The sequence below is a fragment of the Brevibacillus brevis NBRC 100599 genome, assembly GCF_000010165.1.
Taxonomy (GTDB): domain Bacteria; phylum Bacillota; class Bacilli; order Brevibacillales; family Brevibacillaceae; genus Brevibacillus; species Brevibacillus brevis_D.
In genome coordinates this window covers 5,861,928-5,887,265 of the sequence record NC_012491.1, presented here as the reverse complement: position 1 = coordinate 5,887,265, position 25,338 = coordinate 5,861,928, and the positions used below count along the sequence as shown (strand labels likewise).

Annotated in this window: 24 protein-coding genes and 1 riboswitch; of the genes, 19 read left to right on the top strand and 5 right to left on the bottom strand. The window is 48.8% G+C overall.

Going from position 1 to position 25,338, the window contains the following annotated elements; translation table 11 throughout:
- Positions 1 to 2 precede the first annotated feature (2 nt).
- From BBR47_RS27845 to BBR47_RS27825, 5 genes are read left to right on the top strand one after another with little or no spacing between them, the layout of a single operon-like run.
- Entirely contained in the window at positions 3 to 1,532 is a 1,530-nt protein-coding gene (locus BBR47_RS27845; RefSeq protein ID WP_015893738.1) for an ABC transporter ATP-binding protein, read from the top strand.
- Complete coding sequence (locus BBR47_RS27840) at positions 1,507 to 2,577, top strand: ABC transporter permease (RefSeq protein WP_015893737.1); 1,071 nt, start codon at positions 1,507 to 1,509, stop codon at positions 2,575 to 2,577. Before BBR47_RS27845 ends, BBR47_RS27840 begins: the two co-directional genes overlap by 26 nt.
- Positions 2,564 to 3,478, top strand: a complete 915-nt coding sequence (locus tag BBR47_RS27835; RefSeq protein WP_015893736.1) for an ABC transporter permease — start codon at positions 2,564 to 2,566, stop codon at positions 3,476 to 3,478. Before BBR47_RS27840 ends, BBR47_RS27835 begins: the two co-directional genes overlap by 14 nt.
- Positions 3,479 to 3,518: 40 nt before the next feature.
- Positions 3,519 to 4,184 carry a sulfite oxidase-like oxidoreductase gene (locus BBR47_RS27830; protein WP_041749704.1) on the top strand — a complete coding sequence of 222 codons (666 nt, stop codon included), beginning with the start codon at positions 3,519 to 3,521 and terminating at the stop codon, positions 4,182 to 4,184.
- Between the two features lies 1 nt (position 4,185).
- Positions 4,186 to 4,908, top strand: a complete 723-nt coding sequence (locus BBR47_RS27825) for a nucleoside phosphorylase (RefSeq protein ID WP_015893734.1) — start codon at positions 4,186 to 4,188, stop codon at positions 4,906 to 4,908.
- A 60-nt stretch (positions 4,909 to 4,968) separates the two neighbouring features.
- On the opposite strand, the gene BBR47_RS27820 is transcribed toward BBR47_RS27825, so the two are convergent.
- Both BBR47_RS27820 and BBR47_RS27815 read right to left on the bottom strand, forming a co-directional pair.
- Positions 4,969 to 5,412 (bottom strand): DUF2269 family protein, encoded by a 444-nt coding sequence (locus BBR47_RS27820; protein ID WP_015893733.1) that lies wholly within the window; start codon positions 5,410 to 5,412, stop codon positions 4,969 to 4,971.
- Between the two features lie 2 nt (positions 5,413 to 5,414).
- On the bottom strand, positions 5,415 to 5,768 hold the full coding sequence (locus BBR47_RS27815) for an ASCH domain-containing protein (protein WP_015893732.1): 354 nt from the start codon (positions 5,766 to 5,768) through the stop codon (positions 5,415 to 5,417).
- A 211-nt stretch (positions 5,769 to 5,979) separates the two neighbouring features.
- On the opposite strand from BBR47_RS27815, the gene BBR47_RS27810 reads away from it, so the two are divergent.
- The 10 genes from BBR47_RS27810 to BBR47_RS27765 all read left to right on the top strand — a co-directional run bounded on the left by BBR47_RS27810 (position 5,980) and on the right by BBR47_RS27765 (position 15,311).
- Complete coding sequence (locus tag BBR47_RS27810; protein ID WP_015893731.1) at positions 5,980 to 6,261, top strand: ArsR/SmtB family transcription factor; 282 nt, start codon at positions 5,980 to 5,982, stop codon at positions 6,259 to 6,261.
- Between the two features lie 60 nt (positions 6,262 to 6,321).
- Positions 6,322 to 7,374 (top strand): LLM class flavin-dependent oxidoreductase, encoded by a 1,053-nt coding sequence (locus BBR47_RS27805; RefSeq protein WP_041749703.1) that lies wholly within the window; start codon positions 6,322 to 6,324, stop codon positions 7,372 to 7,374.
- A 66-nt stretch (positions 7,375 to 7,440) separates the two neighbouring features.
- Positions 7,441 to 8,628, top strand: coding sequence for an MFS transporter (locus tag BBR47_RS27800; protein WP_015893729.1), 1,188 nt, complete (start codon positions 7,441 to 7,443; stop codon positions 8,626 to 8,628).
- Between the two features lie 448 nt (positions 8,629 to 9,076).
- Positions 9,077 to 9,676, top strand: a complete 600-nt coding sequence (locus tag BBR47_RS27795) for a glycerol-3-phosphate responsive antiterminator (RefSeq protein ID WP_015893728.1) — start codon at positions 9,077 to 9,079, stop codon at positions 9,674 to 9,676.
- On the top strand, positions 9,654 to 10,316 hold the full coding sequence (locus BBR47_RS27790) for an HAD family hydrolase (RefSeq protein ID WP_015893727.1): 663 nt from the start codon (positions 9,654 to 9,656) through the stop codon (positions 10,314 to 10,316). The genes BBR47_RS27795 and BBR47_RS27790 overlap by 23 nt, the downstream gene beginning before the upstream one ends.
- Before the next feature lie 6 nt (positions 10,317 to 10,322).
- Entirely contained in the window at positions 10,323 to 11,390 is a 1,068-nt protein-coding gene (locus tag BBR47_RS27785) for an ABC transporter ATP-binding protein (RefSeq protein ID WP_015893726.1), read from the top strand.
- A complete protein-coding gene (locus BBR47_RS27780; protein WP_015893725.1) occupies positions 11,390 to 12,346 on the top strand; it encodes a carbohydrate ABC transporter permease in 957 nt (318 codons plus the stop codon). Before BBR47_RS27785 ends, BBR47_RS27780 begins: the two co-directional genes overlap by 1 nt.
- Before the next feature lie 26 nt (positions 12,347 to 12,372).
- On the top strand, positions 12,373 to 13,200 hold the full coding sequence (locus tag BBR47_RS27775) for a carbohydrate ABC transporter permease (RefSeq protein ID WP_015893724.1): 828 nt from the start codon (positions 12,373 to 12,375) through the stop codon (positions 13,198 to 13,200).
- A gap of 32 nt (positions 13,201 to 13,232) precedes the next feature.
- Positions 13,233 to 14,561, top strand: coding sequence for an ABC transporter substrate-binding protein (locus BBR47_RS27770; RefSeq protein ID WP_015893723.1), 1,329 nt, complete (start codon positions 13,233 to 13,235; stop codon positions 14,559 to 14,561).
- A 30-nt stretch (positions 14,562 to 14,591) separates the two neighbouring features.
- Complete coding sequence (locus tag BBR47_RS27765; protein WP_015893722.1) at positions 14,592 to 15,311, top strand: glycerophosphodiester phosphodiesterase; 720 nt, start codon at positions 14,592 to 14,594, stop codon at positions 15,309 to 15,311.
- A gap of 62 nt (positions 15,312 to 15,373) precedes the next feature.
- Here the strand turns inward: BBR47_RS27765 and BBR47_RS27760 are convergent, their stop codons facing one another.
- Together BBR47_RS27760 and ggt are read right to left on the bottom strand one after the other, a co-directional pair.
- A complete protein-coding gene (locus BBR47_RS27760; protein ID WP_015893721.1) occupies positions 15,374 to 17,362 on the bottom strand; it encodes a methyl-accepting chemotaxis protein in 1,989 nt (662 codons plus the stop codon).
- Between the two features lie 80 nt (positions 17,363 to 17,442).
- Positions 17,443 to 19,161, bottom strand: coding sequence for a gamma-glutamyltransferase (ggt, locus tag BBR47_RS27755; protein ID WP_015893720.1), 1,719 nt, complete (start codon positions 19,159 to 19,161; stop codon positions 17,443 to 17,445).
- A gap of 181 nt (positions 19,162 to 19,342) precedes the next feature.
- Positions 19,343 to 19,431, bottom strand: a riboswitch (cyclic di-GMP riboswitch).
- 240 nt (positions 19,432 to 19,671) lie between these two features.
- Between ggt and BBR47_RS27750 the strand changes: the two genes are divergently transcribed.
- The 3 genes from BBR47_RS27750 to BBR47_RS27740 all read left to right on the top strand — a co-directional run bounded on the left by BBR47_RS27750 (position 19,672) and on the right by BBR47_RS27740 (position 23,492).
- The gene (locus tag BBR47_RS27750; protein ID WP_015893718.1) at positions 19,672 to 20,289 is read left to right on the top strand and encodes an SET domain-containing protein; all 618 of its coding nucleotides are present in this window, start codon (positions 19,672 to 19,674) and stop codon (positions 20,287 to 20,289) included.
- Positions 20,290 to 20,368: 79 nt separating this feature from the next.
- Entirely contained in the window at positions 20,369 to 22,036 is a 1,668-nt protein-coding gene (locus tag BBR47_RS27745; protein ID WP_015893717.1) for a glutamine--tRNA ligase/YqeY domain fusion protein, read from the top strand.
- Positions 22,037 to 22,157: 121 nt separating this feature from the next.
- Positions 22,158 to 23,492, top strand: coding sequence for an APC family permease (locus BBR47_RS27740; RefSeq protein WP_015893716.1), 1,335 nt, complete (start codon positions 22,158 to 22,160; stop codon positions 23,490 to 23,492).
- Between the two features lie 69 nt (positions 23,493 to 23,561).
- On the opposite strand, the gene BBR47_RS27735 is transcribed toward BBR47_RS27740, so the two are convergent.
- Positions 23,562 to 23,990: a GNAT family N-acetyltransferase gene (locus tag BBR47_RS27735; protein WP_015893715.1), complete on the bottom strand. Its 429-nt coding sequence runs from the start codon at positions 23,988 to 23,990 to the stop codon at positions 23,562 to 23,564.
- 484 nt (positions 23,991 to 24,474) lie between these two features.
- Between BBR47_RS27735 and BBR47_RS27730 the strand changes: the two genes are divergently transcribed.
- Positions 24,475 to 25,323 carry an alpha/beta fold hydrolase gene (locus tag BBR47_RS27730; RefSeq protein WP_015893714.1) on the top strand — a complete coding sequence of 283 codons (849 nt, stop codon included), beginning with the start codon at positions 24,475 to 24,477 and terminating at the stop codon, positions 25,321 to 25,323.
- Positions 25,324 to 25,338 lie beyond the last annotated feature (15 nt).

Here is a 25,338-nt window from a genome sequence, read left to right as displayed (position 1 = left end):
GAATGACCGATCGCTTGGAAATGAGGGCCATGACCAAGAAGTACGGAGATTTTACCGCCAACGACAAGGTGTCGTTCTCACTGGCAGCAGGAGAGGTCCATGCGATTGTCGGGGAAAATGGAGCGGGCAAAACGACACTGATGCGGATGCTGTACGGGATGGAGCAGCCGACGTCGGGAGAGATCGTGTTAAACGGCAAGCCAGTTGTTTTTCGCGGACCAGAGGACGCGATTCGAAATGGAATCGGGATGGTTCACCAGCACTTTATGCTCTTCGGAGAATTCAGTGTGACTGAAAATATCGTGATCGGATATGAGCCGAAGCAAGCAGGCTTTTTCAAAAGAAAGGACGCAGAGGACAAGGTGCGGGCGCTGAGTGAGCAGTATCGCATTCCGATTCATCCGCAGGCGATGGTAGCGAATTGCTCGATCGGGGAACAGCAACGGGTCGAAATTCTGAAGGTCCTGTATCAGGGAGCGGATATTATCGTGCTGGACGAGCCGACTGCTGTCCTTACCCCGCTGGAGGTACGCGACCTGCTGCAAACGATTCGAAACTTGGCAAAGAGCGGCAAGAGCGTCATTTTGATTACACACAAGTTGCAGGAAGTCATGGAGGTAGCCGATCGTATTACGGTACTGCGCGGGGGAAAAGTGACGGGAACGGTTTCGCGGAATGAGACAAATGCGGATGATTTGGCAAGATTGATGGTCGGACGAGAATTGCAGGAGCTAGCTGAACGAGTTCCTCTGGATAAAGGCCCCTTGTTGCAGGTGGAGAATCTTGCCGTTCGAGAAAAGCAGACCCTTCTCGATCAAGTCAGCTTTACCGTACACCACGGGGAAATTGTAGGAATCGCAGGTGTTTCCGGGAATGGACAATCCGAGCTGCTACAAGCGATCAGCGGTTTGCGAGCGGCACAGGAGGGTACGGTGCGGTTAGGTGGCAAGGATGTGACGAACAAATCAGTAGCCACCATTCGAGATGCCGGCTTGGCGCATATTCCGGAGGATCGCTACCTGTGGGGAACGGCCAAACTCTCAAGCGTCGAGGAAAATGCGTTGATGGGCTATCAGCGAAAGCCTGCTTACAACCGCCGTGGCGTCGTTTTGCGGGAGAAATTCCGCCAAGTCATAAAAGGCTGGGTTGATCAGTTTGCCATCAAAACAGGCTCCCGACAATTGCAGGAGCTGGCAGGGAATCTGTCAGGTGGAAATTTGCAAAAGCTGATCGTAGCAAGGGAGCTGGGACATGAAACCCCGTTTTTGATTGCGGCTGAGCCTACGCGAGGCGTGGATATCGGTGCCATGGAGTACATCCATCAGGCGCTGATCGAAAAGCGCAATCAGGGAGACGGGATCCTGCTCGTCTCCTCCGAGTTATCCGAAATTCTCGCCTTGTCTGACAGAATTTTGGTCATGTATAAAGGGCGAATCGCTGGAGAGCTGTCACGCCTAGAGGCAACCGAAGAAAAAATCAGCGTGATCATGGCGGGAGGAAGCATTCATGGCAGCAATCAAAGAGCTATCTAAGTCATTGGTTCAGCCGTTCTTGGCTGTCGTCATCGGTTTGTTGACCGGGGCACTGGTTATTGCTGCCGTTGGCGAATCGATCTTGGGAACCTACCAGGAAATGTGGAAAGGGGCCTTTGGCAGTTTTTATTTCTTAACGTCTACCTTAGCGAGAGCCACACCTATCATGCTGATTGCCTTGGGTCTTTCCCTCGCATTTCGGGCAGGGGTATTCAACCTGGGAGCGGAAGGGCAAATGGTGCTGGGTGCCGTCAGTGCTGCGTTAGTCGCGATCTATTTGCCAGCGCCGGGAATGATCAAAATTGTGGCGGGTATTTTCGCAGGAATGGCGGTCGGCGGGTTCTGGGCGTTGTTGCCGGGCTTTATGGAAGCACGCTTTCGCATTCCGTTGCTCATCTCTACGTTGCTCTTCAACTATATTGCGGTATTGTTTGCGAGCTATCTCGTGACAGAGCCATTCCGGGATCGCTCGGGTTCTGCCGCACTGGCACAGACCGTCATGCTGGAGAAAAGCGCTTGGCTTCCGAAGCTGTTTGCGGGAATGAGCGTGCATGCAGGGTTTTTGTTTGCGATTGTTGCAGCGCTCTTGCTGTTCTGGGTCCTTCGTTTTACGCCTTTTGGCTATGAAGTGAAGATGCTGGGTCAAAACTCGCTGTTTGCTCAATACGGAGGAATTAATCGGATTCGGGTGATGCTGACCGGGATGTTTGCCAGTGGTGGCTTGGCTGGCTTGGCGGGAACCGTCGAGGTAATGGGGGCGCACTATCGCTTCGTGGACGGGGCGCTGACTGTACCGGGCTTCGCCTGGACGGGCCTGATGGCAGCTCTGCTTGCGAACTCGCACCCGCTTGGTATTATTGTGACTTCGATCCTGCTTGCTGCTTTTCAGACAGGAGCCATGGGTGTAGAGCGCAATACAGATGTGCCGCTGGAGCTGGCAAGTGTTATACAAGCCGTATTGATATTGTTTATCTCCGCCAAGTTCAGCTACGACTGGTGGAAAAAGCGGAAGGCAAAAGGAGGGGAATCGCATGGAGCTCTTTGATTGGTCCCTCCTCAGTTCTACCATTCGGATGGTTACGCCGATCTTGTTGGCAGCTTTGGGTGGAGCGCTCTGCGCACGTGTCGGAATTTTTAATGTTGGCTTGGAGGGATTGGTACTGGTCGGTGCCTTTTCCGCGATTGTCGGCAATCATTTTACCGGGAATCTCTTTCTGGCCGTTTTGATTGCAGCGCTGGTCAGCATCGTCTTTTCGCTCTTATTCGCGTACATGACGATCAAGCTTAGGGCGAATGAAATCGTCGTCGGTGTGGCGATTAACTTTCTCGCGCTGGGGTTGACGACATTTGCATTGCGGGCGATCTTTGGTGTCAAAGGGGCGTTTTACGATAAGGATATGACTGGCTTGCCAACCGTCGAGATTCCTTTCATTCACGATATTCCGGTCATCGGAGGCATTGTCTCCGGCCATTCGCCACTCGTATATTTTGCGTTTTTGGCTGCCATTCTGCTGTATGTGTTCTTTTATCGGACGGTTACGGGCTTCCGCGTCCTTGCAGTTGGTCTGAATCCTGTTGCGGCGCGCAGTCTCGGTCTGAAAGTGACCGGGCTTCAGGTGCTGGCGATTGTGATGAGTGGCGCCTTGTGCGGGATTGCAGGGGCACAGCTTTCACTGGGGCAAGTCACGATGTTTACAGAAGGGATGACAGCTGGCCGGGGCTTTATCGCATTGGTAGCGATGATGATGGGGCAGTCGCATCCACTCGGTATTATAGCTTCGAGCCTTTTGTTCGGATTGATGGATGCCCTTAGTATTCGTTTGCAGGGTTTTTCGCTTCCGACGCAATTTACGGCTATGCTGCCATACGTGCTGACGATTGCGGCGATGTTCTTTTTAAAGAACAAGAGTCAGATCGGCAGCGACAATCAGCAGAGCACCCGTTAAACACAGGTCATATAGACAGCGAAGACAGGGGGAATGCGATATGAACAAGGCAGATCGGATCAAAAAAATGAAAGTACCCGCCCCAGTGGAACCGGGACTCGCCAGACGACTTCCGCCGGGACAAATTCTGACAGAGCGTTTTCCCATTTTGCATGAGGGAGACGTGCCGGTGTATGACATGAACGAATGGACGCTGCGTGTTTTCGGGGAGGTAGATCGGGAAGTGACGCTCTCCTACGAAGAGATCATGGCGATGCCGCAGGTGACAGTGACAAGCGACATTCACTGCGTGACGCGCTGGTCCCGTTTTGACAATGCGTTTACAGGCGTGCGTTTTCGTGATTTTCTACAGGCGATTGGCGTGAATCCGCAGGCGAACTTCGTCATGCTGCACGGTGATCACGACTATACCGCCAATGTGCCGCTCGTTGATCTGGAGCGTGATGATGTGTTGCTGGCTCACTCCTTTGACGGAGAGCGACTGACGGACAAGCACGGCTGGCCGCTTCGCCTGGTTGTTCCACATCTGTATTTCTGGAAAAGCGTGAAGTGGATCAGAGGAATTGAATTTATGACGGAAAACAAGCCCGGCTTCTGGGAGCAAAATGGTTTTCACTTGATCGCAGACCCGTTCCGCGAAGAGCGGTTCTCCGGTGAAGCATTGCCGATCCCAGAGGATGAGTGGGAGAAAAAGGAGTTCGATTGAGATGTTGACGAATCTAAAGGTAGATCCAGAACAACTGCCCAAGCGCGTCATCGTGTGCGGTGATCCAAAACGTGCGGCCTTGATTGCATCGAAACTCGATGATCAGCGTCAAATCGGGGAAAACCGCGAGTATCACAGCTATGCGGGTACGTGGAGAGGCGTCGAGGTAGCGGTTGTGAGCCATGGGGTAGGGGCACCGGGAGCAGCCGTATGCTTCGAGGAGCTGGCGAAGGGCGGCGTTCAGGTCATCATTCGCGTAGGAACTGCCGGGTCATACCAAAAGGAAATTGAGACAGGTAGCCTCGTCATCAGCTCCGCGGCAGTTCGCCAAGACGGCTTGACCAGTCAGTTGGTTCCGGCGGGCTTCCCGGCTGTTGCCAATCGCCATGTCGTGGACGCGCTCGTACAAGCATCGGGAGCAAATGCATCAGACTTGAAGGTATTCGAAGGAATCACGCTGACACTCGATGTCTTTTACAGTGGGGTGTTGGAATTTCCGCACAAGCTGTACCAAAAAGCTGGCGTTTTGGCCGTCGAAATGGAAAACACCGCCCTGTTCGTGATTGCGGCGCTTCGCGGAATGAAGGCAGGCTCTATTTTGGCTATCGACGGATATGCCGATGCAGACTTGCTCGAATCGTATAACCCGCACACCGATGTGATGGCAAAAGCCATTGAAGCAGAAGCGTTGATCGCATTGGATGCGGTTATTGCGGTTTCGTAAATTCATGTAAAGGAACACCCGGAACTGATTGTAGTTCTGGGTGTTTTATTTTTATCATCTCTACCATACCTCAGGCTTCACCACCATGAACCATAACATGGTCAGCAAAAGAAACAAATAGATCCAGATCGAACGGGTAAGCGACTGCACCAATTTATCCTTGTCCTGGTCAGTTTCATTAAACTTCCGTATCTTCGGCGAAAATGCGCGTGCCAGGAAATACAAGGAGCTTACCAGGATCAATACGGTCAACACAATCCAGGACGTCTTCCATGACCAATTCCCACCCATGACTAGCAATACCCCGGATATGACCAAAACATGACCGGCATGCTTCGCCAAGCGTGTTGTAGACCTGAAAGTATCCAGATAGGCCTGTTGTTTGGTGAGGTTAGCCTCTCGCAATCTTTTCATCATGGGTAGCAGAACGAAAAACGGTCCAATAGACATCATGGCACTGAGAATATGTAGATAAAGAATCGCCTTATATAATAAAATGCCCACCGTTATTTTTTCTTGCCCGGGCTAAATTCATGGACCCACACTCGCATTTGCGGCAGCCAAGGCATCCCAGGATGAGAGGATAGAATGGATTGCTTATATTCCTCTACATTCGAATATCCCTCTTGCTTGGCATTTTCATCGGTTAATTCCCCGAGCGACTGTGAATAAACCTTGTCGATTACAAATTCGTGGCCTTCGAGGGTCATGATTTCACCAACATCTGCGTAGCGTCCATTGCGCCGGGTCGCGGTTTTTTGTCCCAATAATACTTTCTCGATATCCGGCTTCACGGTAATTAAACGATCGATTGTACAGGTTTTTGGCGGCAAAGCGTCAGAACCGATTTGATTTTGCATACATGCCATCCTCCTTTTTTCTTCAAAACCACTTTATCATAAGTCGAGCCATGAATGCACAAGCACACGATTGTATAGTTGGACGGGTGCTACTCTCTAGGCTTTCCTAGGTAGGTAAGCAATAATGAGCACTTTACATTTCAACAATGTAGTGCTAATATCATTTCGACACTTATAGAAATGTAGAGTAACTCTTAGGAAGGAGATCATCATGGCTGAAAACGAAGAAGAAATGGGGCAGGCGGTTAAAGTATACAAAGCTTTAGGTGAACCCACGCGTTTAAAAATCGCTTTGATGCTAGCAAAGGAGAGTAATCAATGCTTTACTGCCATTGGTGAAAGACTCGAAACGGTGGCTGGCTCAACGTTGTCGCATCATCTGAAGCAATTAACCGATTCTGGCTTAATCAATTCGCGTAAGAATGGATCGTTTATTCACTATAGTGTTAATCAAGAAGTTGCAGAGAAATTTGCGCCTTATTTGCTGGCGTAAATTTTTTTAAAATAGATTTCTACATTTCTAGAAGTGATGAATTGTTTGGGGGAGGAAACTATGTTGGAAGAAAAGTCAAAGAGCATGGAGTTGGGAATTACCACTTTTCTCCACACAAGGCCTGATCATGGAGGAGTGTCGCCGGCAGAGAGGCTGCGTCAAGCGATCGAGGAGATTCAATTGGCTGATCAAGTTGGGCTTGACGTGTATGCTATTGGTGAGCATCATCGGAGCGACTATACAAGCTCGTCTCCTGCTATCATTCTTGCAGCTGCAGCATGCACAACCAAGCGAATTCGGCTATCTAGCGCCGTAACGGTGCTCTCTTCGGATGATCCGGTCCGTGTATATCAGGACTTCGCAACGCTGGACTGCCTATCAAAAGGGCGGGCCGAGATCATGGCCGGACGAGGTTCTTTCGTTGAGTCGTTTCCGCTGTTCGGATATAACCTAAACGATTACGAGGAGTTGTTCGAAGAGAAGCTTGAGCTTTTATTAAAAATACGGACTACGGAGAAGGTGACCTGGGGTGGAGGGCATCGCCAGGCAATTAACAATATGGGCGTATACCCCCGTGCACAGCAGGTCCAGCTGCCCGTATGGATTGGCACAGGCGGCAGGCCGGAATCAGCAGTTCGAGCCGGCACGCTGGGACTTCCTGTTATCTTCTCGATTATCGGTGGGATGCCGGAACGGTTTGCCTCTTTGGTGAAACTATATAAGGAAGCCGCCGAGAAGGCAGGGCACGATTCCGGCAATTTGCAGATTGCAACGCATTCCCATGGTTTCATTGCGGATTCGTTTGAAGCTGCGGCGGAACGATACTTTCCCGTTATGGCCGAGCAGATGAACCAGATTGGACGGGAACGAGGGTGGCCACATTACACTCGTAACTCGTTCGAAGAAGCTTGCGACCTTCGTGGTGCCTTATATGTTGGAGATCCAGAATATGTGGCGGAGAAGATTCTGCTTGCACAGCAGAATTTAAGCTTGACCCGTTTCCTTATGTACGTCGATTTCAGCTCACTGCCGCATCGCGAATTGCTACGGACGATCGAGCTTCTCGGTACTAAGGTTGCACCTATTGTTCGTAAGGAGCTTGCCAAACAATAAGAGGATTTTTATCTGGGGATTTTCGCACGTTTCTAGAATTGCGAAAATAGAATGAGAGGGATCGACATGCTAAACTCATGGAAAATTTACATACTGGCCATCGTCAGTTTTTTGGTAGGGACATCTGAATTTGTTATCGCTGGAATATTAGATAGGGTCGCAAGTGATGTCGGCGTGACGCTAGCAGCAGCCGGGCAGCTCATCACTGTCTACTCGCTTGCATACGCGATCGGTACTCCAATTTTGATTGCAATCACCGCAAAAATGGACCGAAGAAAGCTCATGTTGGCTGCTTTGGTGCTATTTCTTTTAGGAAATCTAGTCACGATTACAACGACTGGCTTCGCCATGTTGTTCGGAGCTAGAATTATTTTGGCGATTGGAACCGGTGTATTTATGGTGGTCGCTCTAACCGTTGCCTCTAAGATTGCTCAGCCGGGCAAGCAAGGCGGTGCGATTGCAACGGTTCTCTTAGGCTTTAATCTCGCGCTTATTCTAGGTGTTCCTCTGGGGAGAGTTATTGCTGGTTCCTATGATTGGAAGATCATCTTTACGGGTATCGGAGTGCTCAGCCTGATCGCTATGTTTGTCCTTCTGCTGACCATTCCCAAGTCTAAGGGCGAGATTCCAGTTCCCATACGGGAGCAGCTTTCCCTGCTTAAAACGCCTCGAATCTCTATTGCCTTGTCCATTAGCTTTTTCTGGATTCTAGGTTATACGATCATTTATACTTATATTTCTCCGTTCCTCCTGACCATTACTGGGATGAGCGACCGGATGGTCAGTATCGGGCTATTTGTATTCGGCATAGCCAGTCTTCTTGGTTCTCAGGTTGGCGGCTATGGCGCAGATAAATGGGGGATTCCCCGTACTATGATTGGTGGCTTGCTTCTCCACTCCGGGATCTTGCTACTAATAACAGTATTCTCCCATTCTTCCGTATTCGTGCTGCCTTTACTGATGTTGTGGTCTTTTTTTGCTTGGTCGACTGGTCCGGTCCAACAAGTATATCTGATTGGTATGGCACCCAAAGCCTCCGGAATCATTCTGAGCTTGAACACTTCCATCGTACAATTGGGCATGGCCGTTGGATCTGTAATTGGGGGCATGGTTGTAGAAAACATATCGCTTCAAGCCGTCGGTTGGATTGGCGCAATCGGTGTAGCGATTGCGCTCCTGCCAGCAGTGGTATCTTTATCCATGCGGAGCCAATCTGATATTAGAGGACAAGAACTGTCTGAGACTATAGACTAAAACTAATTTTCAATGACATGGTGATTTAGAAGACCGGGACTTCTTGTACTGTAAGGGGTTCCGGTCTATAACTTTATTATCTCTGAACAATAAAAGAGAATTATCAATTGCAGAATACCAGGTTTAAAAGCACAAGTTGATTTCTTCTCGAGATCATTTAGGAAATGACGAAGCCGTCGTATTCTAGTGGGCATCGTTTTAATTACAGCTTCCTCTCCTCCACTAAAGTCCGATCAACAATTGTAAATCACATCTTTTCCGATAATTAACATTCCCTTTAAGCTTCCTTAACGCTCGTACAGTACCATTCAAAGTAACAAGTGAACACATCCCTTCGGTTGGAGCCATGGAGAAACCCCCGACAGCCTTTCCAAGCACTTTCATCGAGAGTTCTTTGGCATTGTCATGTCGCAGGGTTTTTTGTCTTGGGCATAAGGAGGCGTAACGAGTGAACCGGGAACAGTTTCGTGCAAGACTGGCACAGTACAAGCTAATCGCTTCTGTAAAAGAAGCGAAGCACCTGGAAAAAGCGGCAGAGGCAAATTTGAGTGCTGCGGTACTCTCGATTGGCAACATTGGTGTGATTAAAGGCTACGTGGATTATTTTAAGGCGAAAAATATCCCTGTATTTCTTCATTTGGAGCGGATTGGCGGAATCAGTCATGACAGGGAAGGCATTGCATTTCTGGGGCATTACGTTAAGCCAGACGGGATCGTCACTACGCGCAACACACTGGTCAAGCTGGCGAAAAAGCAAGGCCTACTGACGATTCAGCGTTTGTTTTTGGTTGATAGCGACTCGATTAAATCAGGCCTAACCTCCCTGCAAGATACACAGCCTGACGCTGTTGAGCTGATGCCTGGTTTGCTGCCAGAGTTTATCGAAGAATTTCGAAGTGTGATCGATACCCCGATCATTTCTGGCGGGCTAATTCGCAAGCGGGAACAGATGGAGGAAGTATTAAAGCATGGAGCGACAGCTGTTTCAGTCGGAAGTCCCCTGCTGTGGAAGGAGTGTAAGAACCTTGATTCAAGCGTTGTTATTTGATTTGGACGGGACCTTGCTGGACAGTCGGGATGCGGTCGTGGATGCCGTTGCTTTTACTGCTGAGCAGTACGCACCGGGACATTTTAGCAGGGAAGAGCTTCTCGCCCGTTTTGGAGAATCGTTTGATGATTTTTTGGCGGCAGTTGCTACAGCAGCAGGCGTTCCTGACAAAAAGGAAGTGCTACAGAGATACTTCGCCTATGTACGGGAGCATCATGAAGAACACGTCAAACTGTTTCCATTTGTTCGTGAAGGGTTGGAAAAGCTGAAGGCGGCGGGCTTTACGATGGCGATCGTCACAAACAAGCAACGGGAGTTTACATTGGCTGGTCTGGAGATGGCGGGGATTGAGCATCTGTTTGAGGCAATCGTCACCGTCGATGATGTATCACGAGGCAAGCCGTCGGCTGAGCCTGTACAAAAAGCGCTGGGAGCGCTAAGCAAACGTCCCGAGCAAGCCATGATGATCGGTGACAGTCGCTATGATGTACTGGCTGCGGTAGGAGCGGGTGTGCAATCTGTCGTGCTGGAGTGGTACGGACAAGAGAAATGGCCCTACGCTTCTCCGGATTACCGCTACGCCGATTTCGAGACATTTGTTACGGAGATGCTGGCCGCAAAGGCACAAGGAGGGAAATAAAAGCAGATGGCACGTGTGGTGTTGGAGAAGGTAACGAAAGCCTTTCAGAATCAAAGTGTGGTCAAAGGATTAGATTTGGTCATTCCAGACGGCTCTTTTACGGTTCTGGTAGGTCCGTCCGGCTGTGGGAAATCAACCACACTCAGGATGATTGCTGGCTTGGAAACAGTGACGGACGGCAAAATCATAATCGGTGATCAAACGGTGAACCAATTGCCACCTGGCAAGCGTGATATTGCGATGGTTTTTCAAAATTACGCTCTCTACCCAACAATGAACGTGTACGACAATATCGCCTATGGCTTGAGAAACCGCGGAACGTCGAAAAAGGAATGTCAGGTGCTAGTAGAGGAGATCGCGGAAATCGTCGGGCTAACCGATTATCTCAAGCGCAAGCCTTCTCAGCTCTCCGGTGGTCAAAGGCAACGTGTTGCACTCGCGCGGGCCATGGTGAAAAAGCCGAAGGTCTTCCTGATGGACGAACCGCTCTCCAATCTCGATGCGAAGCTGCGAAATCAGATGCGTGTGGAATTGACGAGCCTGCACAAACAGCTGGGCAGCACCTTCATCTACGTGACGCATGATCAGGTAGAAGCGATGACCATGGGCGATCAGATCGTCGTCATGAATGACGGACACATTATGCAAGTAGCGACCCCGATGGATTTGTATCAGGAGCCGGAAAATCTGTTTGTTGCCCAATTTATCGGTTCTCCGCCGATGAACATTGTTTCTGCGGAGGGTAAGAGTGAGCACGTATGGGGATTCCGCCCGGAAAAAGCAGTGTTGTTGCCTGCTGCTGTCTCTGCCATCACGAGCGAAGAGATGTGGAACGCACGAGGTCAAGTCGTATCCAGGGAAATTCTCGGCTCAGACACGCTCCTTCACGTGGAGACGGAAAAAGGCAGGGTCATCGTCAAAGCGGACTCGGAGGTCGCGATGCAGGTCGGCTCCTCAGTCACGGTCACTGTACCGTGGGAGTACATCTATGTTTTCGAAAAAGGGAGCGGAAAACGAGTAGGTCGCATGAGTGGTCGAGTGCCTGTATCGACACGCGCAGGAGGGGATAACTGATGCGAAAAGCGGCAACTGTACAGGAGTTGCCGGGTGTAAGCCAGTCAAAAAAAGAAGTGAGTTCACAGGCATTTGCATGGTCTGACCTCGCATCCCGGCTGCGTCCGTACTTGTATCTGGCACCCGCATTGATTTGCTTTGCCCTGTTCTTCTTTTACCCGATTGGCTCGATCATTTATTTGAGCTTTCAGGACTGGTCATTGATCAATTTGGAGCAAATGGAATGGGTAGGCTTGCAAAACTATCAGGACTTGATGGTAGACGGGGATTTTCATCAAGTATTGGGAAATACCGCGGTCTTTACCATTGCGACAGTGGGGATCGGCTTGACGCTATCCTTCCTGCTCGCCCTGTGGCTGAACAAAAAGGCAAAGGTGTACGGCATTATTCAGGCGACTGTTTTCAGTCCTCACATTATTTCGCTGGTATCTGTCTCGATGCTGTGGATGTGGCTGATGGACCCGCAGTTTGGCCTGTTGAACGCAGGACTGGAAGCGGTCGGATTGCCTGCGTATACGTGGCTGACTGATCCAAAAAGCTCCTTGCTGTCACTGATTATCGTCAGCATTTGGAAAGGTGTCGGCTATAACACGCTCATTTTCATCGCAGGATTGCAAAGCATTCCGGGCGATATATACGAGGCAGCAGCGCTCGATCAATCGCCGTGGTGGCGGACGCTGAGACGGATTACGATACCGATGCTGTCGCCGACCATTTTCTTTTTGCTCATTATTAATACGATCTCATCCTTCCAAGCGTTTGACACGATCGCCATTATGACACAGGGTGGTCCAATCAATAGTACGAACATGCTTGTCTACTACATTTACGAGCAGGGCATGGACTTCTACAATGGCGGGATTGCTTCGGCTGCCTCTGTCATTTTGCTGATACTAGTAGGGATTTTAACAGCTGTACATTTCTTGGTGATGTCCAAGCGCGTGCATTATCGTTGATGAACTCGTGAGAAAGGAGGAGCAGCATGTATCGAGTGGTTTTGGCTTCACGCAAGACCGTAGAATGGATTGGACTTTTGCTCGTAGCTTTCCTGTTTGTGTTCCCGTTTCTGTGGATGGCATCGACGGCCTTCAAAACGATGCCAGAGGTCCTGCAATTTCCCCCGACGCTTTTGCCTGAGACGTGGGAGTGGAGCAACTTCGCCCAAGCCTGGGAATCTGGTCCGTTCCTTATGTATACGTGGAACAGCATTCTGGTTGCGGTAGGGATATTGCTCCTGCAATTTTTAACAGCGGTACCTGCGGCTTACGCTTTTGCACGCTACAAGTTTCCCGGTCGCAATCTGTTGTTTGGTCTGGTCTTGATTGTCTTGATGATTCCCGGACAAGTCATCTTTTTGCCGATCTACGTGCAATTGAGCGGTTGGGGACTCGTCAACACGCTGTGGTCGCTCATCCTGCCGTACGCAGCCAGTGCTTTCGGAATCTTCCTACTCAGGCAAGCATTCATGCAGGTGCCCGATGAAGTGATCGAGGCAGCACGTCTGGATAACGCGTCTGAATGGAAGATCATGTGGACGATCATGGTGCCGATGGCGAAGCCGGTGCTGGTCACTTTTGGACTATTTAGCTTTATTTATCACTGGAACGACTATTTCTGGCCGCTGATTATGACCAACAGCGACGAGGTACGCACCTTGCCGATCGGAATATCCAGCTTGCACATGTCCGACGGCGGAACCTTGTGGAACGTCATGATGGCGGGCAACATGATCCTCATTCTACCGATTCTCGTGATTTTCTTCGTGGCACAACGGCATATTATCAAAGCGTTCATCTATCAATCCAAATAATAAAAGTGAGCTCTTAGGGAGGAAATCAAACCATGTTTTCATTGAAAAGAACTGGAACGATTCTATGTGCATTGACTATCGGTTTGTCAGGAGTATTGGCTGGATGCGGATCATCTAGCAAAGAACAGTCTGCTAGTACAGGTAGCACTTCTCAGCCTGCAGCGTCTACAGCATCCAGTGGCCCTGTCCAAATTGATTTCTGGTATGCGTTGGGTGGCGTTCGTGGGAAAACCATCGAGGATATGGTCAAAAAATTCAATGAAACACATAAAGATATTATCGTCAAACCTGCCTACCAAGGGGCGTATCAAGAGAACCACTCCAAAGTATTGGCATCTGTAGCAGCGGGCAACAATCCAGATGTCACGATGGTCGAGATCGCTTCGATTGCGGCATTTGCAGATGCAAAGGTTTTGGAAGATTTGACACCTTACTCCGAAGGGGATGAAAAGAAGTACATTCCAGGTCTCATGAAAAACTCTTATTGGAATGACAAACTGTACGCAGTACCATTTAACCGCTCCACTCCATTGCTGTACATCAACCGCGATATGTTAAGAGAAGCAGGGCTTGATTCAAACGGTCCGAAAACATGGGATGAGCTCGTCAGCTTTTCTCAAAAGCTGAGCAAAAAAGAGGGAGACAAAATTACCCGGTACGGCTTCTCGACACCAGTTGATATTTGGTTCTACGAAGCGCTCGTTTTCCAAGGCGGGGGCAACATTCTGAGTGAGAACGGCAAAGAGCTGACGATCAACAACGAAGCAGGAAAAGCGCCACTTGAGCTTTGGTCCAAAATGGTGAAGGAAGGCATCATGAAAAACCCTCCAGGAGAGAACTACAATGCGTGGGATGTAGCGGAGCAAGACTTCTTGAATCAAAAGGTAGGCATGATTTTTACATCGACAGGCTCCTTGACGGAATTGAAGAAAAATGCCAAATTTGACATGGGTGCAGCCTTCCTTCCAGCCAATAAAAACTTTGGTACGCCAACGGGCGGCGCGAATCTCGTGATGCTGGCGAAGTCGACTGATGCAGAGAAAAAAGCGGCGTGGGAATTCATGAAGTGGATGACCGATACCGAGCAAACGGTTCCGTGGTCGATCGCTTCCGGTTATATGCCTGTTACGACAGAAGCAATTGATTCGACTGAAATGAAGGCATTCTATGAAAAAGATCCAAACTTCAAGGTCGCGGTAGATCAGCTGCAATACGGCTATCCTCGTCCAATGGCTCCAGGCTACAAAGAATTGCAGGATGTGATTCAAAAAGAACTGCAGCGTGCGATGCTTGGCCAAGCGACAGTAGATGAAGCGATGCAGACGGCAACGGAAAAAGGCAGCAAGCTTTTGAAAAAATAATAGAAACGAAATGATAGAGGAGCTGGCGAAATGAACATTTGTATGGCACATCGCGGGTGGTCAGGCAAAGCCCCGGAGAATACAATGACAGCGATTCGACTGGCTTTGGCAGAGCCAGCTATCAAAGCAATGGAAATTGATGTACAGCTGACGCGTGACGGTGTTCCGGTGCTGATTCATGACTTTACGCTGGAGCGCACGACCAATGGCCGCGGTCTGGTCATGGATCGTACCTTGGCAGAGCTGCGTGAGCTGGATGCAGGGAGCTGGTTTGGCGACAAGTTTGCGGGCGAGCGAATCCCTACACTGGAGGAAGCGCTGATCGCAGTAAAAGGTCGCTGCACGCTAAATATCGAGTTGAAAGCAACAAGTGATATGTACCCGGATATCGCTGAAAAGGTGCTCGCGCTTGTAGAAAAGCACGGAATGAAGCAAGAGGTGTACCTGACTTCATTTGACCACGATTTGATCCGTCACGTTCGCACGCTCGATCAAGAAGTGCAGACAGGTCTGATTGTATATGGTCGCCCTGTACTCATGCTGGAACAGATGGAGGCAGCAGGTGCTACGATCCTCTCCATGGGATATCCGTTTCTGAATCGTGAGCTAACAGTAGCCGCGATTGAAAAAGGCTTCAAAGTCATTGCGTGGACGCTGGATGATCCGAAACATATCCGCGAAGTCATTTCGTGGCATCCTCAGGTTCAAATTTGCACGAATCATCCTGACCGGATGTGGGAGTTTGTATAAGCACAAGCAGGAAAGAGCCGCCGAGCAATTTGCAAGGCGGCTTTCCTTTTTCGTTGTTTGGACTATATCTTGAATTTGCTTACATGAGATTGCAGTTCTTCGGCTATTCTTGCCAAAGAAGTTGATGATGAACTGACTTCTTCCATAGCTGCCAGCTGTTCTTCTGTGGCGGCCGATACGCTTTGTGTTCCGTCAGCAGAATTCTCCGCTACTTCTTCGATGACACTAACCAACTCTACCACCTGTTTGGTGCCAAAAGACATTTGCTCAGAATAAGCCTTTACTTCTTGGATTTGGCTTGCCACCTGCGTGACAGCATCTTGGATCTGTTCGAAGGACTTGCCTGCATTGTTAACGACCGTAAGTCCAGTGGCGACCTCTTTGGTGCCTTGTTCCATCGAAAGGACAGCCTGGTTTGATTCGAGCTGAATCGTCGTAATCAATAGTTTAATCTGTTGAGCGGATTCCGCGGACTGCTCAGCCAATTTGCGCACTTCGTCTGCTACAACGGCGAAACCGCGACCTTGTTCACCAGCTCTCGCCGCTTCAATCGCTGCGTTTAGCGCTAACAGATTTGTTTGTTCAGCAATGGCGGTGATGACTTGTACGATTTGTCCGATTTCCTGCGAGCTGTTTCCTAATCGTTTGACGATATCAGCAATGTTGCCGACAGTGTTCTCGATCGATTGCATCTGGCTGATAACGACCTGAAGGGCCTGATTGCCTTCCACTGCAATTTGGGAAGCGCCCATAGCCGATTCAGCAGCTTGCTGTGCATTCGTGGCAACCTGCTGAGCCCCTGTCGATACGCCTTGAATTGCGGTGACACTTTCCTCTACACTCTTCACTTGTTTTTCCGCACCGTAAGCTACTTCCTGAATCGTTATGGCGATTTGCTCGGTAGCCTTGCTCGTATGGTCGGCGTTGACCGACAATTCCTCTGCGGAAGAAGCAAGATCTGAGGCTGTATCATTCACTTGTTGAATAATCGTTCGCAGGTTGAGCACCATTGTGTTTACTGATTGGGATAACTGTCCAACCTCATCCTTGGTTCGAATTTGCAAGGGTTGTACAGTCAGTTCACCCTCGGAAATGCGGTTAGCCACGGAGGCAACTGCTGCAATAGGGCGTGAAATTTGCCGGGAAACAGCGTAGGCGATTGCGGTCACGACAGCAACAACAACGATGACAATGATCCTGACCATGGTGGTAACGGATGAAACCGCAGACGTTATAGATTCAACAGGGATATGCAGATATAAACCAAAGTTGGTCTTGGGAATGGGGGAGTAGGTGACAACGTATTCCTTGCCATTGTCCGAGTAGCTGTATGAGCCCTTTTCTGTTTTTCCTGATTGAAGGATTTCCGTTAATGGTTGCGGCAGAGCGGATTCCGCAAGCGGTTTTCCGATCAGATCCTGGGTAGGGTGGTACTGAATTTGGTTCTTGTTATCAACGAGAATCGGATAACCATCGTTGCCTACTTTCAAATCTTTGAGAAAGGTAGCTGTGAAGTCATCTACATTGACGAGCCCGGTCAAGACACCAAGCTTCTCGTTGTTTTTCCCTTTTACAGGGGAAGCGACGATGATAGAGCGATTGCCGGTTGTCTTCGCAACAAGAACATCGGAGAAGCTGGGCTTGTCCTGCATACCGTCTTTGAAGAATTGGCGCTCGCCAAGATTGATTCCAACGCTTTTGGGGAACGTATCAGCCGTTACTTTTCCATCGCTTGCGATAAACGTGTTTCCGTCATACAGCTTCATTTCCTCGGTAAACTTGCGAATAAATTCATTTTTTGCTGCTGCATCATCGGATTGAATATCCGAGGTGCGGGCTAAAATTTGAATTTCTGTCATACGCCGGTCCAGATATTGATCCATCGCTATGGCTGTACTGGAAGTAAGGTCAACATAGGATGATTTTTGTTTATCAATGAGAATGGATGAAAAGCTGCTCGTGATAAACAACGAAACGGCAGTAAGTGGAATGACGGCCACGACGAGAAACCAAAGAATCATTTTGTTCCTGAGTTTGTTGAACAAAAACATAGGTTTGTCCACTCCTAATCCGTGAATGCGAAATAGAAACAGGCAGACTGCTGAGATGAGCTCAGCAGTCTGACAATATATTAATAGCCCATTGCTGCGCCTTCACCGCGAGGGTCAGCACCGCCAAATTTTACATTGGTTTGCGGGTCAATCAGGATTGCGCCGGACTGTCCCATCGCATCGGTATAGGCTGCTTCCAGCTTTTCGACTGGATGCCCACGTTTAATGAGCTCGTCCAGGACTTCTTGAGGGATGCGGCTTTCCACCTTGAGATTGTTGGAAGCAGATCCCCAGTTGCGTCCATGCAGCCATCTTGGCGCTTCGATTGCGTCTTGCACGCTGAAACCAAAGTCTACGATGCGTGTGACGAGAGCGGCTTGCGTTTGCGGTTGTCCTTCTCCCCCTTGTGTTCCGTAAAGAAGATAAGGCTTGTCCCCTTTAAAGAGCATAGCTGGGTTAATGGTGTGGAAGGTGCGTTTTCCTGGTTCCAAGTGATTGATGTGTTTGGAATCCAGAGAGAAGTAGCTTCCGCGGTTTTGTAAAAGGACACCCGTATCTTTCGCTACGATGCCAGAACCCCAGTCAAAGTAGTGACTCTGAATGATGGACACGGCATTTCCATCTTTGTCGACGATCCCGAACCAGGTTGTATCGCCTTTTGGATCAAGCGGTTCTACGGATTTGGCTGCTTGCTTCATATCAATGCGCGCAGCTAAATCTTTCCCGTGCTGCTTGGACAACAGCTCATCCACAGGGATATCCGCAAAGGCGGGGTCAGTCAGCCATTTGTCGCGGTCAGCGAAAGCCTGTTTGGTAGCTTCCACAATCGTGTGGTAGTAATCAGGTGTTCCTTCACCCATGCTTTTGAGGTCAAAGTTATTCAAAACATTAAGAATAGAGAGCGATGCCATGCCTTGGGAGTTAGGTGGAACGTTATACGCTTTGTAGCCACGGTAGTCTACCGTAATGGGATCTGCCCAAGTGGAGGTATGCTTCTCAAAATCTTTCAACGTGAGCAATCCGCCGTTGGCTTTCATGTCTGCTACGATTTTTTTAGCAACTTCTCCTTTATAAAAACCGTCAGCGCCTTTTTTCGCAATGATTCGCAAAGTATTGGCAAGATCCTTTTGTTTGAGAATTTCGCCCGCTGCATAAGGATCGCCGTTGGGCTTCAGGAATGTTTTGCGGAATCCATCAAAACGTTGAAGATTCTTCAAGTCATTGTCAGTTGGATCTGTCGCGTATTTTGTCCAATATACTTGGTTGGGGGAGACGGGATATCCGTTCTCGGCGTATCCAATGGCAGGCTCCAGCAGTCTGTTCCATTGAAGCTTATTGTTGCCCATGCTTTTATGGGCGTAGTTGTACGCCTCCCACCAGCCGGAGACGACACCAGGGACAGTGTTTGCTGATTCATAACCGCGGGACGGGATTTTTTCGTAGCCTTTGCCTTTGTAATAGTCGATGGTTGCCTTTTCGCCTGCGCGACCACTGCCGTTCAGCGCCTTCAGCTCTTTTGTTTTGGCATTGTAGATGAGCCAGAAGTTATCTCCGCCAATGGTTGTGTAATGAGGATAGACAACAGCTAAGGTGGAAGCGGCTGTAATAGCAGCATCTACTGCATTTCCACCGTCTTCCAATGTTTTCAGGGCCGCAGCCGTAGCCAGATAGTGAGGAGTCGTCACCATTGCGTTCGGTGACATCGATGTTGGACGGTTAGCAGCTTGTGCTCCAGAGAATGTTGATACCCCGATGACAGCAGTCAGCGCGACGGTCGAGAGTTTCTTCCAGAATGACATTCCTATGAAACCTCCTTCATGATGAAAAGAATAATGATTCATTAAACCGGCTATCCGCTGTTGCCTCACCTCCTTTAAAAGTTAAAAATACACAAACATACAAAAGTAGACAAAAATAGACATTATGAGCGCAAAAAAAGACCAATGATATAGGATCATTGGTCGCGTCCTACATCAATACTTCGGTAGCTGGCAAGCGTGTCCGCTGTTGCGGAGGTAGCCCCTGTAGCTTTGCGTCGCCGGATTTCCCCGGGTATGCCGTTTCGATATCAATGGGTGAAGCATAAAATGACACATATACTGATTCAATCGTTGTGGGAAAATGTTCCTAAAACTCCGTTTGCCAATAATATAGACTATTTACCATTTGTGGTAAATAAGAAAAATATTTTAATCCGGAAAAATAGTTAGGAATGCTATGTATTTTTCGACAGATATTCACACACCTCCTGGGGCAAAGCTGCTTATGATGATAAAAAGGCACATTTGCCAAGGAGTGAAACAAAGACCATGATGCATCCCGATACGGAATTGCGCTATATCAACGATGAGATCGGGTACGGTGTGTTTGCGACAAGGTTTATCCCAAAAGGAACGATTGTATGGGCACAGGATGATTTGGACCAAGTATTGGACCCTGCATTTGTGGAAAGACTTGACTCATTACGAAAACAGGACGTACAAAAATATTCGTTTAAGAACCAGTTCGGAAAGTACATTCTTTGTTGGGATAAGGCAAGGTACGTGAACCACAGCTTTCATGCGAATTGTGTGCCGACCATGTATGATATGGAATTGGCTGCACGGGATATTTTTCCGGGCGAAGAGCTGACTGATGATTATGGAACGTTAAATTTGGATGAACCTTTTGAGTGTTTGCCCGAGTCCGACACGGACCGCTCCCGTGTAATGCCCGATGATTTGCTTCGGTATTACCCGCAGTGGGATCGGATTGCAGCGGAAGCATTCCAACGGTTCAATCATGTTGAACAGCCTTTGCTGCATCTGATTCCCTCTAAGCATCTCGAAACGATTCGTGGGATCACGGAGCAGCGCTTAGCCATTGATTCTGTTATTCACCTGTATTGCAGGTCACAATGGCAAACGGGGCAGCAATGGGAGACGTGAGCGGGTCGGTCAACGACCCGATTTTGTTGAACTCTGGGAAGAGAATCAGTATTATGGAATGTAAAGGTGAAGTGAAAGGTTGATTTCATTGGAAAACAAGGTAGCGGCATCCAATTTTATCCGCAATATCATGATTGATGACTTGCAAGAGGGCAAAGTAAAGGAAATCATTACCCGCTTTCCCCCAGAACCGAACGGGTATCTCCATATTGGACATGCAAAAGCAATCTGCCTCAACTTTGAGTTGGCACGAGAATTCTCCGGCAAGGCCAACCTGCGTTTTGACGATACGAACCCGGTGAAGGAAGACATCGAATACGTAGAAGCCATCAAAAGGGACGTTCAATGGCTTGGCTTCGAATGGGACGGGTTGTTTTTTGCATCTGATTACTTTGAAGAGATGTACAACCGAGCGGTGCTGTTGATTAAAAAAGGTCTGGCTTACGTAGACGATCTGTCTCCTGAAGACATGCGTAAAATGCGTGGAACATGGACAGAGCCAGGCACAGATAGTCCGTTCCGCAGCCGGTCTGTGGAGGAAAACCTGGACCTGTTTGCACGTATGCGCCAAGGGGAATTCAAGGACGGGGAAAAAGTGCTGCGTGCGAAAATCGATATGGCTTCGCAGAACTTCAACATGCGTGATCCGGTTCTGTATCGAATCTCCCATGCAACGCATCACAACACGGGCGACAAATGGTGCATCTATCCGATGTACGACTTCGCTCATCCGTTGGAGGATGCTATTGAGGGCGTGACACACTCCCTGTGCTCGCTGGAATTCGAAGATCATCGCCCGTTATACGACTGGGTAGTCCGCGAGTGCGAAATGGAGAAGGTACCACACCAGTACGAATTTGCTCGCTTGAACCTGACAAACACCGTTATGAGTAAACGCAAGCTGAAACAGCTAGTCGATGAGAATGTGGTAGACGGCTGGGATGACCCGCGCATGCCAACCATCGCAGGCTTCCGTCGTCGCGGCTATACACCGGAAGCGATTCGTACATTCGCTCGTGAAGTAGGAGTAGCGCGCGCGAACAGCACCGTTGACGAGAAAATGCTGGAGTATTTCATCCGTGAGGACCTGAAGCTGAAGGCACCACGTACGATGGCTGTATTGAATCCATTGAAGGTCGTCATCACGAACTATCCGGAAGGACAGGTTGAGATGCTCGAAGCGGAGATCAATCCAGAGAACCCAGAGATGGGCAATCGTGAAATTCCGTTCTCCCGCGAAATCTACATTGAGCAGGACGACTTCATGGAAAACCCGCCGAGCAAGTATTTCCGCTTGTTCCCGGGAAATGAAGTGCGTCTGAAGCACGCGTATTTCATTAAATGCAATGACGTTGTGAAGGATGCAGAAGGCAACGTGATCGAGATCCATTGCACGTATGACGTTGAGACGAAGAGCGGCAGCGGTTTTACAGGTCGCAAGGTAAAAGGTACGATTCACTGGGTGGACGCGACCCAAGCAGTTCCTGCTGAATTCCGTTTGTACGAGCCATTGATTATGGATGATGAAGACTCAGAGGGTACTTTCCTCGATAACGTTAACCCGAATTCGTTGGAAGTGCTGCAAGGCTACGTGGAGCCAAATATGAAAGAAACCAAGCCTCAAGACAAGTATCAATTTTTCCGTCATGGCTATTTCAATGTCGATCCGAAGCATACGACAGATGATAAGCTCGTATTCAACCGGATTGTATCATTGAAGAGTTCCTTTGAACTGCCAAAAGCATAGGAAATACTCATATAAATCAAGCGCTACTGTGCATGGAGAACCCGTGTGCAGCGGCGCTTTTTTCTTTCGTGATTATAAATTGGCGTGTATAATTATTCTGTTACAAAAAGGAGGACAGGCAGTGAACGGGAGAGCAGAACTAACACGTAGTTTGAAGTTGCGGCATATTGTCGTAATTGGACTGGGCTACATGGCCCCGATGGCCGTTTTTGACACCTTTGGCATTGTTTCTGGAGAAACGGGGGGGCACGTTCCTGCTGCTTATGCAGTCACACTTCTTGCAATCCTGTTTACGGCAGCAAGCTACGGAAAGATGGTACGGCTATTCCCTTCAGCAGGGACCGCGTATACGTATACGCAGCAAACGATCCATCCGTATGCCGGATTTCTGGTAGGCTGGGCGTCCTTGCTGGATTATTTGTTTTTACCGATGATTAACGCCTTGTTGACAGGGGTTTACCTATCATCCGTATTTCCTGATGTATCGACTGTATGGTGGATTATAGGATTCATTGTACTGGTGACGGGGTTAAACGTATTTCGCGTAACAGTAACCGCATCCGTCAACTCGATTTTGGTGCTGTTTCAAGTCGTGGTCGTCGTGCTGTTTGCGGGATTGGCAATCCGTGGTCTTACGCAAGGTGACGGGCTTGGGCAAGTATTCAACCTGCGACCATTTTTGTCACCGGATATGTCTGTCATTGCACTGCTTTCGGGTGCGTCAATTCTTTGTTTTTCCTTCCTTGGCTTTGATGCAGTAACCACGCTCACGGAGGAAACCGTCGATGCGAAAAAGACGATTCCTCGCGGGATTATGCTCGTAGCACTCGCGGGAGGAGCGTTGTTTATTACGGCCTCATATTTCATGCAATCTTTATTTCCTGATGTTTCGGTATTATCTGATCCAGAAGCTGCTTCAGCGGAGATTGCGTTGTTTATCGGCGGAACCGTTTTTCAATTGGTGTTTTTGGCCGCCGCCTTGTCCTCAACGCTGGCTTCCGGGCTTGTATCCGTCACGAGTGTCACCCGTTTGCTGTACGCAATGGGCAGAGACGGATTTTTGCCGAAGCGCTGGTTCGGTTATGTACATCCGAAGCTGAGAACGCCCGTGCTTAACGTTTTGTTGGTAGGAGCGTTGATGCTGTTTGCTTTGTACATGGATTTGCTAACCGCCACGTCCTTTATTAACTTTGGCGCACTGATCGCCTTTAGCTTTGTGAACATCAGCGTAATGGCGTACTATTTCCGCAAACAAAAGAACAAGTCTATCAAGGATTGGTGGGGCTTCGTGTTGTCACCACTCATCGGGACAACGTTCATCGCCTTTTTGTGGGTCAACCTAGAAGCAACGTCCATGATGCTGGGCTTGCTATGGAGCTCTGTCGGCCTGATCTATTTGTTGTATTTGGTGAAGGTCAAGAAAACCAATTTGGAAATGATGAAATTTGAGGAGTAACATGTGGAACACAAAGAGCCCTACACCCATTATTGGATGTAGGGCTACCTTTCTACGGATGATTGACTGCTAATCGATTCTCTTTTGTAGGTAAAATCTTTGATGGGAAAGAGGGCAATCATCGAGTACACCATGTATCTCGTACCCGTGTTTTACATAAAAGTCCTTTGCTTGAAAATCAAAAGTATCTAAATGAATCAAATGAATTCCATACTCCTTAGCTGTGTTTTCAATTTCAAGAAGAAGCTTGCTTCCCAATCCGTTCTTTCTCAAATCATCTCTGACCCATAAAGCATCAATGTACAAACATCTCCAAGAATAGTACACACAGTTTATTCCTGCAATGATATTGCCATCTTCATCACGAACGTGTTTATTGATTTTTGAAAAAGGAACGGTCAGTTCAAATGGAACATTCGATTCATTGTATTCAACTATTCTTTGCTCAATAAAATCAGCGTCATCTTTCGTGCTCTCTCTGACTAAATATTGTCCCATGATAACTCCTTTATTTCGTTATCTTGAATATTTGATTAAACGTAACTCCCAGTTCAGTGTTTGACTACTAGTATATCACGGGTGTATGGAAGACACCGTATCACGTGGCTTTGGTAGGAGAAAAACAATCAGCTCGCAGAGGGAACAGGAGAAATAAGCGAAGATCTTAGGGACACCGACCGAGACGCAATGCTAAAAGCGAAACACGCCCTTAGCGTCCACCTCTGAAACACATCCTGAACCGACCACTTTGGACGCGGTTTCGCTTTTTGCATGGAGTCGGGCAGTCAATCCCCCAGGGGGTGGCCCTAGAAGCTGAGCGTTTTCTCCTGTTTCCTCCCCACCACGACAGCCTGAACAAAGAGGTATTTTACCAACCCTCTTCTAGACGATCAAGTAAAGAGAGAGTAAACTTGGCAAAGGCTTTCGCATGCTCATATTGGCGTGCTGATCCCGAGACGTATTTAGTAAGGAGGCAGGCAAAATGAACGTAGCATTGTTCGCGCAAGTCAATCGTTTGCAGGTAGAAGGAGGCACACTAGAGTACGGCGTAACAGGAAAACCACAAGCACCTACCCTGCTACTTTTGCACGGCATTCGCAACACCAAGCTACTGTTTGCGCCCATCTTGCCAGCATTGGCAGAGCGATATCGGGTAATTGCGGTAGATATCCGTGGTCACGGGAATTCTGTGAGCCATGGCTCCTTTTCATTTGAGCGGATCGTAACGGATTTGATTCAACTTTTGGAGAAAGAACAGCTCGAACAAGTAACGATTGTGGCAGCGTCCTTTTCAGCTGTGCCTGCCCAGATGCTTGCGATTCGCGAACCCAAGCGCGTAGCTTCGCTCGTTTTGCTGGATGGAGGCTATTATTCCTTGGGAGAAGCCCCCGGATTCAATCCGGAGAAGGTTGTCGAGCGGCTGGCTACCACGCGTTTTTCTTCCGTAGAGGAGGCAGAAAGGCAGTTCTCTGAGCGATATGGTACGAGCGTGATGCCAGAGGGATGGATGCGAGAGGAGCTTGTAAAAAAGGAAGACGGAAGCTATGGCTACCGTTTACCGAGGGAGGCGTTTTCCGCTTACTTCCAAGAGTACAGCGTCTATAGCAAACCGGAATTGTTTCAACAGCTAACATGCCCCGTGCTATTATTGCTGGCTGACGACAGCTTATTTTCAAAAGAAGAGCAGCAGTTTCATCGACAGGCAGTTGCCACCTATCAAGGAATAGTGAAGCAGGCCAAGGTGAAAATGATACCGAAGGCACAGCATTTGCTAATGGTGACGCATCCGCAAGAGACTGTGAACGAAATCCAAGATTTTTTATCGAAATAAGGAAGGGACAAGCGA